Annotated in this window: 11 protein-coding genes; 8 read left to right on the top strand and 3 right to left on the bottom strand. The window is 71.9% G+C overall.

Features of this window, described 5'->3' with window-relative positions:
- The first annotated feature begins 2 nt into the window (after positions 1-2).
- The 6 genes from BSL84_RS27855 to BSL84_RS27830 all read left to right on the top strand — a co-directional run bounded on the left by BSL84_RS27855 (position 3) and on the right by BSL84_RS27830 (position 5,967).
- Positions 3-1,208, top strand: coding sequence for an acyl-CoA dehydrogenase family protein (locus tag BSL84_RS27855; RefSeq protein ID WP_030027413.1), 1,206 nt, complete (start codon positions 3-5; stop codon positions 1,206-1,208).
- A 185-nt stretch (positions 1,209-1,393) separates the two neighbouring features.
- A complete protein-coding gene (locus BSL84_RS27850; protein ID WP_030027411.1) occupies positions 1,394-2,050 on the top strand; it encodes a phosphatidylserine decarboxylase in 657 nt (218 codons plus the stop codon).
- A gap of 64 nt (positions 2,051-2,114) precedes the next feature.
- Positions 2,115-2,897, top strand: coding sequence for a CDP-diacylglycerol--serine O-phosphatidyltransferase (gene pssA / locus BSL84_RS27845; RefSeq protein WP_220818446.1), 783 nt, complete (start codon positions 2,115-2,117; stop codon positions 2,895-2,897).
- Between the two features lie 610 nt (positions 2,898-3,507).
- Positions 3,508-4,992, top strand: a complete 1,485-nt coding sequence (locus BSL84_RS27840; RefSeq protein ID WP_075971408.1) for a DNA-3-methyladenine glycosylase 2 family protein — start codon at positions 3,508-3,510, stop codon at positions 4,990-4,992.
- Between the two features lie 9 nt (positions 4,993-5,001).
- Positions 5,002-5,502 (top strand): methylated-DNA--[protein]-cysteine S-methyltransferase, encoded by a 501-nt coding sequence (locus BSL84_RS27835; protein ID WP_030031126.1) that lies wholly within the window; start codon positions 5,002-5,004, stop codon positions 5,500-5,502.
- A 75-nt stretch (positions 5,503-5,577) separates the two neighbouring features.
- Positions 5,578-5,967: an SHOCT domain-containing protein gene (locus tag BSL84_RS27830; RefSeq protein WP_030031125.1), complete on the top strand. Its 390-nt coding sequence runs from the start codon at positions 5,578-5,580 to the stop codon at positions 5,965-5,967.
- Between the two features lie 7 nt (positions 5,968-5,974).
- On the opposite strand, the gene BSL84_RS27825 is transcribed toward BSL84_RS27830, so the two are convergent.
- The 3 genes from BSL84_RS27825 to BSL84_RS27815 are packed head-to-tail and all read right to left on the bottom strand — an operon-like array spanning position 5,975 to position 8,702.
- A complete protein-coding gene (locus BSL84_RS27825; protein WP_030031124.1) occupies positions 5,975-6,403 on the bottom strand; it encodes a hypothetical protein in 429 nt (142 codons plus the stop codon).
- Between the two features lie 36 nt (positions 6,404-6,439).
- A complete protein-coding gene (locus tag BSL84_RS27820) occupies positions 6,440-6,940 on the bottom strand; it encodes an NUDIX domain-containing protein (protein ID WP_030031123.1) in 501 nt (166 codons plus the stop codon).
- Positions 6,941-6,968: 28 nt separating this feature from the next.
- A complete protein-coding gene (locus BSL84_RS27815) occupies positions 6,969-8,702 on the bottom strand; it encodes a BCCT family transporter (protein WP_075971407.1) in 1,734 nt (577 codons plus the stop codon).
- 142 nt (positions 8,703-8,844) lie between these two features.
- On the opposite strand from BSL84_RS27815, the gene BSL84_RS27810 reads away from it, so the two are divergent.
- Together BSL84_RS27810 and BSL84_RS27805 are read left to right on the top strand one after the other, a co-directional pair.
- A complete protein-coding gene (locus BSL84_RS27810; protein ID WP_075971406.1) occupies positions 8,845-9,993 on the top strand; it encodes a glycerate kinase in 1,149 nt (382 codons plus the stop codon).
- A 176-nt stretch (positions 9,994-10,169) separates the two neighbouring features.
- Positions 10,170-12,962 (top strand): SpoIIE family protein phosphatase, encoded by a 2,793-nt coding sequence (locus BSL84_RS27805; protein ID WP_051873032.1) that lies wholly within the window; start codon positions 10,170-10,172, stop codon positions 12,960-12,962.
- The last annotated feature ends 9 nt before the right edge of the window (positions 12,963-12,971 follow it).

Genomic DNA, 12,971 nt, shown 5'->3' with positions numbered 1-12,971 from the left:
CCATGGCCCGACTCGCCCAGACCGCCGGGCTGACCGACGTCCAGCGGGAGATCCTCAAGACCGTCCGCGAGTTCGTCGACAAGGAGATCATCCCGGTCGCCACCGAGCTGGAGCACCGCGACGAGTACCCGCAGCAGATCGTCGACGGCCTCAAGGAGCTCGGCCTCTTCGGGCTGATGATCCCGGAGGAGTACGGCGGCCTGGGTGAGTCGCTGCTCACCTACGCGCTGTGCGTGGAGGAGATCGCGCGCGGCTGGATGTCCGTCTCGGGCATCATCAACACGCACTTCATCGTGGCGTACATGCTCAAGCAGCACGGCACGCAGGAGCAGAAGGACCACTTCCTCCCCCGCATGGCCCTCGGCGAGGTCCGCGGCGCGTTCTCGATGTCCGAGCCGGCGCTCGGCTCCGACGTCTCGGCCATCAGCTCCAAGGCGGTGAAGGACGGCGACGAGTACGTCCTGAACGGCCAGAAGATGTGGCTGACGAACGGCGGCAGCTCCACCCTGGTGGCCGTCCTCGTGCGAAGTGACGAAGGACACCCCGAGGGCACCGCGCCGCACAAGTCGATGACGACCTTCCTCGTCGAGAAGGAGCCCGGCTTCGGTGAGGTCCGCCCCGGCCTGACCATCCCCGGCAAGATCGACAAGATGGGCTACAAGGGCGTCGACACGACCGAGCTCATCATGGACGGACTGCGCATTCCGGCCAATCGCGTCCTCGGCGGCCAGACGGGCCGCGGGTTTTACCAAATGATGGACGGCGTCGAGGTCGGCCGCGTCAACGTGGCGGCGCGTGGCTGCGGTGTCGCGCAGCGCGCTTTCGAACTGGGTGTCTCCTATGCCCAGCAACGTCACACTTTCGGCAAGGCGATCGCCGAACACCAGGCCATCCAGTTCAAGCTGGCCGAGATGGCTACCAAGGTCGAAGCCGCTCATGCGATGATGGTGAACGCAGCACGCAAAAAGGACTCCGGGGAACGAAACGACCTCGAAGCAGGGATGGCGAAGTACCTCGCCTCCGAGTACTGCAAGGAGGTGGTGGAGGACGCCTTCCGCATCCACGGTGGATACGGATTCTCGAAGGAGTACGAGATCGAGCGCCTCTACCGCGAGGCTCCGATGCTGCTGATCGGTGAAGGTACCGCCGAGATCCAGAAAATGATCATCGGGCGACGCCTGCTTGAGGAGTACCGACTCCAGGGCTGAAAGTCCCTTTTGCGGCGGATCCTCCCAGGGTCCGTCGCAACAAGGTCACTCCCAGTCACTGGCCGACGGTCATCGACTCGGCTTCTGGCTTGCCCAGTTGTTGCGCGCAACCGATAGCATTCCAGTAAGCCGCCGTCCCGTCCCCCCGTTTGCGGCGCGGCAATCACCCGCTACGAAGGTCATCCATGCCCCACAGCCAAACCTCTGCACCTCGCGACAGCCGACTTGGCGTACGTCTCGCCCGCGGAGCATCGCCGTGGCTTCTGCCGACCGTCGCCACCGCGGCGCTCAGCCTCACCCGGGCCCGCAAGTCCGGACGCTGGGCCGCGGCGGCCGTGCCCGCAACCGCGCTCGCCGCGGGCATGCTGTGGTTCTTCCGCGACCCCGAGCGTGAGATCGCCCAGGGCCGTGTCATCTCGCCCGCCGACGGTGTGGTGCAGAGCATCATGCCGTGGAAGGACGGACGGACCCGGGTCGCGATCTTCATGAGCCCGCTCAACGTCCACGTCAACCGCGCGCCCCTCGCGGGCACGGTGACGTCCGTGGAGCACATCCCCGGCGGATTCGTCCCGGCCTTCAACAAGGAGAGCGAGAACAACGAGCGCGTCGTCTGGCACTTCGACACCGAGCTCGGTGACATCGAGATGGTGCAGATCGCCGGCGCCGTCGCCCGTCGCATCGTTCCCTACCTGCCGGCCGGCACCAAGGTGGAGCAGGGCGAACGCATCGGTCTGATCCGCTTCGGCTCCCGCGTCGACATCTACCTCCCGGAGGGCGTCGAGGTCGCGGTCGAGGTCGGTCAGGCCACCACCGCGGGGGTGACACGAATTGACCGTGACTGACCCCGAGACTCCGGCCACCGGCTGGGTGCCCGAGTCCGCCGAGGAGGAGTCCGCCCAGGACGACATGCCGCTCTCGCTGCGGCTGTCGATAGCGGACACCCTCACGCTCGGTAACGCGACGTGCGGATTCATGGCGGTGTACTTCACCACCACCGGAATCCTCATCCCGCACCTCACCGGGAGCGGCGAGACGGGCATGGCCCGCAACAGCGCCGCCACGGCGGTGATACTGATGCTGCTCGCCGCGGTCTTCGACCTCTTCGACGGCATCGTGGCCCGCAAGCTGCGCAGCTCCCCGATGGGCGCCGAGCTGGACAACCTGTCCGACCTGATCAGCTTCGGTCTGGCCCCGGCCTACTTCGTCCTCGTCTACGGCATGGTCGCCGTCGACGCGGACCAGAAGATGTCGGCGCTGGCCGCGATCGTGGTGCTGCTCGCCGTGGTGCTCCGGCTCGCGAGATTCAGCTGCGTGACGATGAAGGACGGCATGTTCCAGGGCATGCCGAGCCCCTTCGGCGCCCTGACGGTCGTCTCGATCGTGCTGCTGGAGCTCCCGTTCATCCCGACGCTGCTGGCGATCATCGGGGTCGCGTGGCTGATGGTGAGCCGGGTCGAGTACCCCAAGCCGCGGGGTGTCCTCGCGGTGGCGATGCTCTGCTGGATCATCAGCGCGATGGGGCTGCTGGCGGCCTGGGCGTTCGACGCCCCGGGCGGTCAGCTGCTGCTCCAGACCGGCTGCGCCCTGCAGATCGCCATGGCGGCGACCATTCCGCTGTTCGCGACGACGCGGAGGGCCAACACCTTCCGCCACAACCGCCGCGAAGCCCGAGCGACGTCGCTGCGCTAGCTCGGCAGGTGGAAGCCCCCGGATGCGGACGCATCCGGGGGCTTCGGCCTATCCCGGGTCGGGGGCGGGGTCGGGGGCCGGGGCCGTGCCCGGTGGCGGGGCGGGGAGGGTCCGGGGTAGGCATGATTTATGGCCCCTGAGCCGGACACGACAGTTCTCGGCGGGATGGGCCACAAATCACGTTTGACACCCCGGCCCCTCCCCGCCCCACCGCCGAACACGGCCCCTCCGCACGTCCCCCCGGAACGAAACCGGACCCCGGGGGCGGAGCCGCGCAGGTGGGTGGGGACGGGGCCGGGAACGAAACCGGGCCCGGGGGCGGAGCCGCCGCGGTGCGACGGGGCCGGTGGTGGGGCGGGGGGTGTCCGGGGTGTCAAACGTGATTTGTGGCCCTCACCTTTGGGTCCTGGTGCGTTGGCTCAGGGGCCATAAATCATGCCTACCCCGGACACCCTCGCCCCGCCGCCGGCCCCGGCACCGCCCCCCCCCCGCCGAGTCCCCGGACCCGGCACCGCCCCACCCCGCCACCCCCGCCGAGCCCCCGGCCAGGGCTACGCTTGATGTCGGAAAACCGCCAGCCCCCGTCCATCCCGCCCCGGATGCTGGAGCCATGCACACCGACACCGAGCGCTGCATCAGGGCCGTGCAGTCGAAGGACGCCCGCTTCGACGGCTGGTTCTTCACCGCCGTCCTGACCACCCGGATCTACTGCCGGCCCAGCTGCCCCGCCGTACCCCCGAAGGTCGAGAACATGACCTTCCTGCCCAGTGCCGCCGCCTGCCAGCAGGCCGGGTTCCGCGCCTGCAAGCGGTGCCGGCCCGACACCAGCCCCGGCTCCCCCGAGTGGAACGCCCGCGCCGACGCCGTCGCCCGGGCGATGCGCCTGATCCAGGACGGGGTCGTGGACCGGGAAGGGGTCCCCGGGCTCGCCGCCCGCCTCGGATACTCCACCCGCCAGGTCGAGCGCCAGCTGAGCGCCGAGCTCGGAGCCGGCCCCCTCGCCCTGGCCAGGGCGCAGCGCGCGCAGACCGCCCGGCTGCTGATCGAGACCTCCGAGCTGCCGATGGGCGATGTGGCCTTCGCGGCCGGCTTCGCCTCCATCCGCACCTTCAACGACACCGTCCGCGAGGTCTTCGCCCTGTCCCCGAGCGAGCTGCGCGACCGGTCGGTCAGGGCGGGCCGCGGCAGGAACGCCCCGCCCCGGATCCCTGGGACGATCAGCCTGCGCCTGCCGTTCCGTACGCCCCTGAACCCCGACAACCTCTTCGGGCACCTGGCCGCGACCGCGGTGCCCGGCGTCGAGGAGTGGCGCGACGGCGCCTACCGTCGCACCCTGCGGCTCCCCCACGGGTCCGGTGTCGTCGCCCTGACCCCGCAGCCCGACCACATCGGCTGCCGCCTGGCGCTCACCGACCTGCGTGACCTGACGATCGCCATCAGCCGCTGCCGCTGGATGCTCGACCTCGACGCCGATCCCGAGGCCGTCGACGAGCAGCTGCGCTCCGATCCGCTGCTGGCACCGCTCGTGGACAAGGCCCCCGGACGCCGGGTTCCCCGTACGGTCGACGCGGCGGAGTTCGCCGTACGGGCCGTGCTGGGCCAGCAGGTGTCCACGGCGGCGGCGCGTACGCACGCCGCCCGGCTGGTCGCGGCGTACGGCGAGCGAGTTCAGGACCCGCTGGGCGGGCTGACGCACCTCTTCCCCTCGCCGCAGGCGCTGGCCGGCCTCGACCCCGAGTCGCTGGCCCTGCCGCGCAGCCGGCGGGCCACGCTCACCGGCCTGGTCTCGGCGCTCGCCGACGGTTCGCTGCCGCTCGGCTTCGACAGCGACTGGGACGCGGCTCGCGCGCAGTTGTCGGCGCTGCCCGGTTTCGGTCCGTGGACGACCGAGGTGATCGCGATGCGGGCGCTCGGTGACCCGGACGCGTTTCCGCCGTCCGATCTGGGCGTGCGGCGCGCGGCGCGGGGGCTCGGTCTGCCGTCCACCCCGTCCGCGTTGACGGCGCGGGCCGCCGGCTGGCGGCCGTGGCGTGCGTACGCCGTCCAGTACCTGTGGGCCACGGACTCCCACCCCATCAACCACCTGCCGGTCTGAGGAGCAGTCATGAACACCAAGCAGCACACCGTCGTCGACAGTCCGTACGGTCCGCTGACCCTGGTCGCCGCGGACGGCGTCCTCAGCGGCCTGTACATGACGGGGCAGCGGCACAGGCCGGCCGAGGAGTTCTTCGGGGAGCGGGTGGCCGCCTCCGAGGGGCCGTTCCCGGAAGTGGTGCGGCAGTTGGCCGCGTACTTCGCCGGGGAGCTGACCGAGTTCGACCTGCCGCTGCGTCTGGAGGGCACGGATTTCCAGCGCACGGTGTGGGCGCAGCTCGTGCGGATCCCGTACGGCGAGACGTGGTCGTACGGGGAGTTGGCGGCGCGGCTGGGCAAGCCGAACGCCTCGCGGGCGGTGGGCCTGGCCAACGGGAGGAATCCGGTCGGGATCATCGTGCCGTGTCACCGGGTGATCGGTGCGTCGGGCAGCATGACGGGCTACGGCGGCGGGGTGGAGCGCAAGGTGCAGCTGTTGGCCTTTGAGTCCGCCTCCCGTCGTACGGCGTAGGCCGGAACCGCTCCACATGCGGACATACGGGACGACCTGTATGAAAGAGGTACCGCATCACGATCGGAGCCGGGCATGGACGACTATCCGCTTCTGAACCTCTTCTGGACGATGCTGTGGCTGTTCCTGTGGATCATGTGGTTCTTCCTGCTCTTCAAGATCATCACGGACATCTTCCGTGACCACTCGCTGAGCGGCTGGGGCAAGGCCGGCTGGCTGATCTTCGTCCTGATCCTGCCGTTCCTCGGCGTGTTCGTGTACCTCATCGCCCGCGGGAAGAGCATGACCGAGCGGGAGATGAAGCAGATGCAGGAGAACGAGGCCGCCTTCAAGCAGTACGTCCAGCAGGCGGCCGGCCCCGGCGGCGGTTCGGCGGACGAGCTGCACAAGCTCGCCGCCCTCAAGGACAAGGGCGACATCACGCAGGAGGAGTTCGACCGCGCGAAGGCCAAGCTGCTCGCCTGACCGCCGGTCAGACCACGAGGAGCGGGACGAGCAGGGCGAAGCCGGCGCCGGCCTCGACGGCGTAGCCGTAGAGCGACGGGTGCTGCACGGGGGCGGCGAGCAGCACCACGCTCTGCTGCGCGGCGGCCGCCGCCACCCATTCGGCGTCGGCCCCGAGGCTGCCCTCGTACCAGCCCTGGCAGGCGCCGGGGCCGGTGACGGCGAGGAAGTCGTCCTCGCGGCGGTAGAGGGCACGCCACTCGGCGGCGGGCGTGGACCAGCCCTCGAAGTCGGCGAACGGGGCCCAGCCGCCCTCGCGTATCGCGGTGTCGAAGAGCCACACCGGCGTCCCGTCGGGGGTGACCTCGCCGCCTGCCTGCTCGTCCGTGGTGAAGTGGACCATGGGCAGGGCGTCCGGCCCGTCGGCCGTGCTGGGCCAGGCGTACATCGTGATCATCTTCTGATTCTGTCCTGGTCGAAGTAAGCCGGGTGTTTACGCGGTGGCCGGGCGCCGGCCGTTCTCCAGTTCCGCGGCGCCCTCACCCGACCGCAGGACCCGGTAGGCCTCCTGGACGCGCAGTCCGAGTGATCCGGGCAGGTAGGCGGTGACTTCGGCGGGGTCGACGAGACGCCACGAGATCAGCTCCTCCTCCTGGAGCCTGATCGAGGCGAGGCGGGCCTCGTCGAGCACGCCTCCGTCGTAGAGGTACGCGACCAGCGGCGGCCGGTCGGGGCCGAGGGTCCAGTCCACGGCGAGGAGGCGGCCGAGGGGGACGTCGATGCCGATCTCCTCGGCGCTCTCCCGGCGGGCGGCGGTGCGCGGCGACTCGCCCTGGTCCGACTCGACGGTGCCGCCCGGCAGGGCCCATCCCTCGCGGTAGTTGGGCTCGACGAGCAGGACCCGGCCCTCGGCGTCGCGGTAGAGGGCGGCCGCGCCGGCCAGCACCCGGGGCAGGCTCGCGATGTACGTGGCGTAGTCATCCGTGGTGGTCACCCGGCCACCCTACCGAGGTGCCGCCGCCTCAGACGCCCGTCCCCGGGCCGGTGCCGGGAGGGGGCCCGGGGTCCCGCCCGCCGGACTGCGCTACGCGGCGCAGGCGGGCGTGCCGGGAGCCGGGCCCCTGCTCGGTGACAGCCTCGCCGACCATGGCCCGGACCGCGTCCCGCAGGCCGTGCAGGGGGTGGTGGCGGGCGGGTCCCGCGCCGGGGTCCTCGCGGAGCTCCTTCACCAGGGCCCAGCAGAGCAGCAGCATGACCAGGACGAACGGCAGCGCGACCAGGATGGTGGCGGTCTGCAGGGATTTCAGGCCGCCCGCGAGGAGGAGTACGGCGGCCACGGCGGCCATCAGCACACCCCAGGTGACGACCAGCCAGGTCGGCGGGTGGAGGGAGCCCCGGCTGGTGAGGGAGCCCATGACGAGGGAGGCGGAGTCGGCACTGGTCACGAAGTAGGTCATGACCAGGGCCATGGCGACCCACGAGGTGAGGGTGGACAGCGGCAACGCGTCCAGCATCGCGAAGAGGGAGGCCTCGGTGCCCTCCTTGATCTCGGCCGCGAACTCGACGGCGCCGGTGGAGTCGAGGCGGATGGCGGTGCCGCCCATCACGCAGAACCAGACGGCGGTGGCCCCGCTGGGCACGAGCAGCACGCCGACGAGGAACTCGCGGATGGTGCGGCCCCGCGAGATGCGCGCGACGAAGGTGCCGACGAAGGGCGCCCAGGAGAGCCACCACGCCCAGTAGAAGATCGTCCACGCTCCCAGCCAGGCGCTGTCGGTGAAGGCGCCGGTTCGGCTGGCCATGGGCAGCAGCTCGCTCAGGTAGCCGCCGACGCTGGAGGGGATCACGTCGAGGACGTAGACGGTGGGGCCGAGGAGGAAGACGAAGAGCATCAGGACGGCGGCGAGCACGATGTTGCCGGTGCTCAGCCACTTCACGCCCTTGTGCAGGCCGGAGAAGGCGGAGAGCACGAACGCCGCCGAGAGCGAGCAGATGATGACCAGCTCGACGGTGGTGGAGTCCTTGATGCCGGTGGTGAGGCTGAGGCCCTTGGAGACCTGGAGCGCGCCGAGGCCGAGGCTGGTGGCGGTGCCGAAGACCGTGGCGAAGACGGCGAGCAGGTCGATGGCCTTGCCGGGCGCGCCGTCGGCCCGCTCCCGGCCGATGAGGGGGACGAAGGCGGAGCTGAGGCGGTTGCCCCGGCCCTTGCGGAAGGTCGCGTAGGCGAGGGCGAGTCCGGCGATGCCGTAGATGGCCCAGGGGGTGAGGGTCCAGTGGAAGAAGGAGTACTCCATGGCCGCGAGGGCGGCGCCGCCGGTGCGGGGTGCAGCTCCGGAGGCGGGCGGCGGCGCGAGGTAGTGGGTGAGGGGCTCCCCCACGCCGTAGAACATCAGGCCGATGCCCATGCCCGCGCTGAACATCATCGCGATCCACGAGAGGTTGGTGAACTCGGGTTCGGAGTCGTCCGCGCCGAGGCGGATACGGCCGAAGCGGCTGATGGCGAGGACGACGCACATGACGAGGAAGACGTCCGCGGCGATCACGAACAGCCAGGCGAAGTTGTTCAGGACCCATGCCAGCGCGGTGCTCGACGCCGTGTCGAAGGTGTCCCCGGCGAGTGCCGCCCAGGCGACGACGGCGAGCACGGCGATCACACCGATGGTGACGACGGTGTGGTCGGGGGCGCCGTCCACGGGACCCCCGGGGCTGCCGCCCGGGGTGTCCGGAGGCGGCTGTTCCGGTGATTCGGCACTCATGCGGCCACACTATGCAGGTGTTTGTCCCTCTTTAGGCGGATGGCGCGCCGGGTGTGGTCCAGGCCACTCATGGGCATAGGAGGATCCTCCGGATAAGCTCATGGGGGCGCGACTGCACTGTTCGATAGCAAGGGATAGCAAGGTGACGGACGGAGCAGTAACTGAGGCCGCGCGCGTGCTCATCGCCGCGGACAAATTCAAGGGCTCGCTCACGGCCGTTCAGGTCGCGGAGCGGGTGACGGCGGGCCTTCGCAGGGCCGTACCGGGCGTGGAGATCGAGACCCTCCCCGTCGCGGACGGCGGCGACGGCACGGTCGCGGCCGCCGTGGCGGCCGGTTTCGAACGCCGGGAGGTACGGGTCACCGGGCCGCTCGGCGACCAGGTCACGGCCGCCTTCGCGCTGCGCGGCGGCACGGCCGTGGTCGAGATGGCGGAGGCCTCCGGCCTCCAGCTGCTGCCGGCCGGCACGTTCGCGCCGCTGACGGCGACCACCTACGGCTCGGGTGAGGTCCTCAGGGCGGCCCTGGACGCGGGCGCCCGCTCGATCGTCTTCGGTGTCGGCGGGAGCGCCACCACGGACGGCGGCGCCGGCATGCTGGCGGCGCTCGGCGCGGTGTTCCTGGACGCGGACGGCGAACCGGTCGGTCCGGGCGGCGGTGCGCTGGCCGATCTGGCCTCGGCCGACCTGTCGGGCGTGGACCCCCGCTTCGCGGAGGTCGACTTCGTCCTGGCCAGCGACGTGGACAACCCGCTGACCGGCCCGAAGGGCTGTGCTGCGGTCTACGGCCCGCAGAAGGGCGCCTCGCCCGAGGACGTGGCCGTACTCGACGCGGCGCTGGCGCACTACGCGCAGGTCCTGGAGAAGGCGATCGGCCCGAAGGCCGCCGAACTCGCCGCTTCCCCGGGCGCGGGCGGCGCGGGCGGCATCGGCTACGGCGCGCTGCTGCTGGGTGCGGGTTTCCGGCCCGGCATCGAGCTGATGCTGGACGTGCTGGGCTTCGCGCCGGCGCTGGAGCGGGCCACGCTCGTCATCACCGGTGAGGGCTCGCTGGACGAGCAGACCCTGCACGGCAAGGCTCCGGCGGGCGTGGCCGCGGCGGCGCGGGCGGCGGGCAAGCCGGTGGTGGCGGTCTGCGGGCGGCTCCTGCTGGGCCAGGAGGCACTGGAGGCGGCCGGCATCCGCAAGGCGTACCCGCTGACGGACCTGGAGCCCGACCCGGCCAAGTCCATCCCGAACGCCGGCCCCCTCCTGGAGCAGGTCGCGGCCGCCATCGCCGCCGACGTCCTCTGACCCGACCGGCCCCGAGGCCCGGCCCCCGACCGGGGGGCCGGGCCTCGGCCGTCCCCGGCAGGGGCGGGGGCGGGGGCGGTGCGGGATCCGTAGCCCACGCCCAAACCCCGCGACAGTGTTAGAAAGGGCTCATGACCGGACGTTTTGGTCGACAGCCGACCGGGTGGGGTTCGCGCATGGCCGCGCGCCTGTCCCGGGGGGCGCACAGCGTCGCCGGTCAGGTCTTCGCCCTCCAGGCGGTGATCGTGCTGCTGCTGATCACCGCCGCCGCGCTGGCCCTGGTCTTCCAGGCCCGCTACGACAGCCAGCGCGACGCCCGCAACCGCTCGCTCGCCGCCGCGGAGGCCTTCGCGCACGCCCCCGGGCTCCCGGCGGCGCTGATGTCGCCGGATCCGACGGCCGTGCTGCAGCCGCTGGCGGACGCCGCCCGCAAGGCCTCGGGCCTGGATTTCATCGCGGTGATGGATCTCGGCGGGGTCCGCTACACCGACTCGCGGCCCGAGCTGATCGGCCGGCGGGCCTCGGACGTCTCACGGGCCGCGGCCGGGGAATCCTTCACCCAGGTGTTCAAGGGGCAGCCGAGCGACGCCGTCCGGGCGGTGGTGCCCGTGCGGAACGCGGACGGCGAGGTCATAGGCCTGGTGGGCACCGGCATCGAGGTGGAGAACGTCGCCCACGCCGTGGAGGGGCAGCTGCCGCTGCTGGTGGGCGCCGCGGCGGGCGGTCTGCTGCTCGGCACCGCGGGCGCCGCCCTGGTGAGCCGGCGCCTGCTGCACCAGACCCGCGGCCTGGGCGCCGCCGAGATGACCCGGATGAACGAACACCACGAGGCCGTCCTGCACGCCGTCCGCGAGGGTGTGCTCATCATCGGCAACGACCAGCGGCTCATCCTCGCCAACGACGAGGCCCGCCGGCTGCTCGACCTGCCGCAGGACGCCGAGGACCACCACGTCGCCGAACTGGGCCTGGACCCCCGCACCACCGAGCTGCTCGCCTCGGGCCGGGTCGTGACCGACCATGTGCACCTGGCGGGAGACCGGCTGCTCGCGGTCAACGTACGGCCCACGATGGCCTACGCGGGCCGTCCGGCCGGCCGTGTGGTGACCCTGCGCGACTCGACCGAGCTCGCGTCGGTCTCGGGCCGGGCCGAGGTCGCCCGCAGCCGCCTCCAGCTGCTGTACGACGCGGGCGTGCGGATCGGCACCACGCTGGACGTGGCGCGGACCGCCGAGGAGCTGTCGGAGGTGGCGGTACCGCGCTTCGCCGACTTCGTGACGGTGGAGCTGCTGGAGCCCGTGCTGCGCGGTGACGAGCCGGCCGGCGGCGTCCACACCGAGATGCGCCGGGCCGCCATGACCGGCATCCGTACCGATTCGCCGCTCCAGCCGGTGGGCGACCTCATCCGGTTCGAGGTGCCCACGGCGCCGATGGCGGCGGCCCTGGACGCCGGGCACGCGGTGCTCGCGGCGGATCTGAACGCCGCCATGGGCTGGCGGGCCCAGGACTCCCAGGGCACCCGCGTGGCCCTGGAGTACGGGCTGCACTCGCTGATCTCCGTACCGCTCCTGGCCCGCGGTGTGGTCCTGGGCATGGCCAACTTCTGGCGCGCCGACACCCCCGAGCCCTTCGACGCGGAGGACCTGTCCTTCGCGGAGGAGCTGGGCGCGCGGGCGGCCGTCTCCGTCGACAACGCCCGCCGCTTCACGCGCGAGCACGCGATGGCCGTGACGCTCCAGCGCAGCCTGCTGCCCCGGGTGCTGCCCGACCAGAGCGCCGTCGACGTGGCCTACCGCTACCTGCCGGCGACGGCGGGCGTGGGCGGCGACTGGTTCGACGTGATCCAGCTGCCGGGCGCCCGGGTGGCGCTGGTCGTGGGCGACGTCGTCGGGCACGGGGTGCACGCGGCGGCCACGATGGGCCGGCTGCGGACCGCGGTGCACAACTTCTCCACCCTCGACCTGCCGCCGGACGAGCTGCTCGGCCACCTGGACGAGCTGATCAACCGGATCGACCAGGACGAGGCCGGGGTTGCCGGCAACGGGAACGGGAACGGCGACATGGTCCGCGGCGCCGACGGGAGCCGGGGTGGAGCGGGCGGCGAGGACGCGGGACCCGACGGCACACCCGAGGGCGCGGCCGCCGTCACCGGCGCCACCTGCCTCTACGCGGTCTACGATCCGGTCAGCGGGCGGTGCCGGATGGCGAGCGCCGGGCACCCCGGGCCGGCGCTGATCCGCCCCGGCGGCCGGGTGGAGTTCCCCGAGATGCCGGCCGGGATCCCGCTCGGCGTGGGCGGGATGCCGTTCGAGGCGGTCGAGTTCCAGCTGCCCGAGGACAGCCGCCTCGTACTGTTCACGGACGGCCTGGTGGAGGACCGCGACCGGGACTTCGACTCGGGTCTGCGCCTGCTCGCCGAGACGCTGTCACGGCCCGGCCGCAGCCCCGACGAGGCATGCTCGGACGTACTGGAGGCGATGCTGTTCCCGGTGCCGAGCGACGACATCGCCCTGCTCGTCGCGGACACCCGGCGGCTGGAGGCCGACCGGATCGCCGAATGGGAGGTGCCCGGCGACTACTCCGCCGTCTCACGCGTGCGCAACGCCGGCTCGGCGCAGCTCGTCGAGTGGGGTCTGGAGGACATCGCCTTCACCGCCGAGCTGATCCTCAGCGAGCTGGTCACCAACGCGATCCGGTACGGCAGCGCGCCCGTCAGGGTCCGCCTGCTCCGAGACCGGAGCCTGATCTGCGAGGTCTCCGACGGCAGCAGCACCTCTCCGCACCTGCGCTACGCGGCCACCACCGACGAGGGCGGGCGCGGGCTGTTCCTCGTCGCGCAGTACGCCGAGCGGTGGGGCACCCGCTACACCGACCGGGGGAAGGTGATCTGGGCGGAGCTGCCGCTGACCGGGGGCGGGGAGCCGCAGGCGCCGCCGCTCGACCTGGACGCGCTGGAGGACCTGGCCTGGTGAGCCGGGCGG

The sequence above is a fragment of the Streptomyces sp. TN58 genome, from assembly GCF_001941845.1.
Classification (GTDB): Bacteria; Actinomycetota; Actinomycetes; order Streptomycetales; family Streptomycetaceae; genus Streptomyces.
The sequence above is the reverse complement of the archived record's forward strand: the minus strand, read 5'-3'. Positions and strand labels throughout refer to the sequence as shown.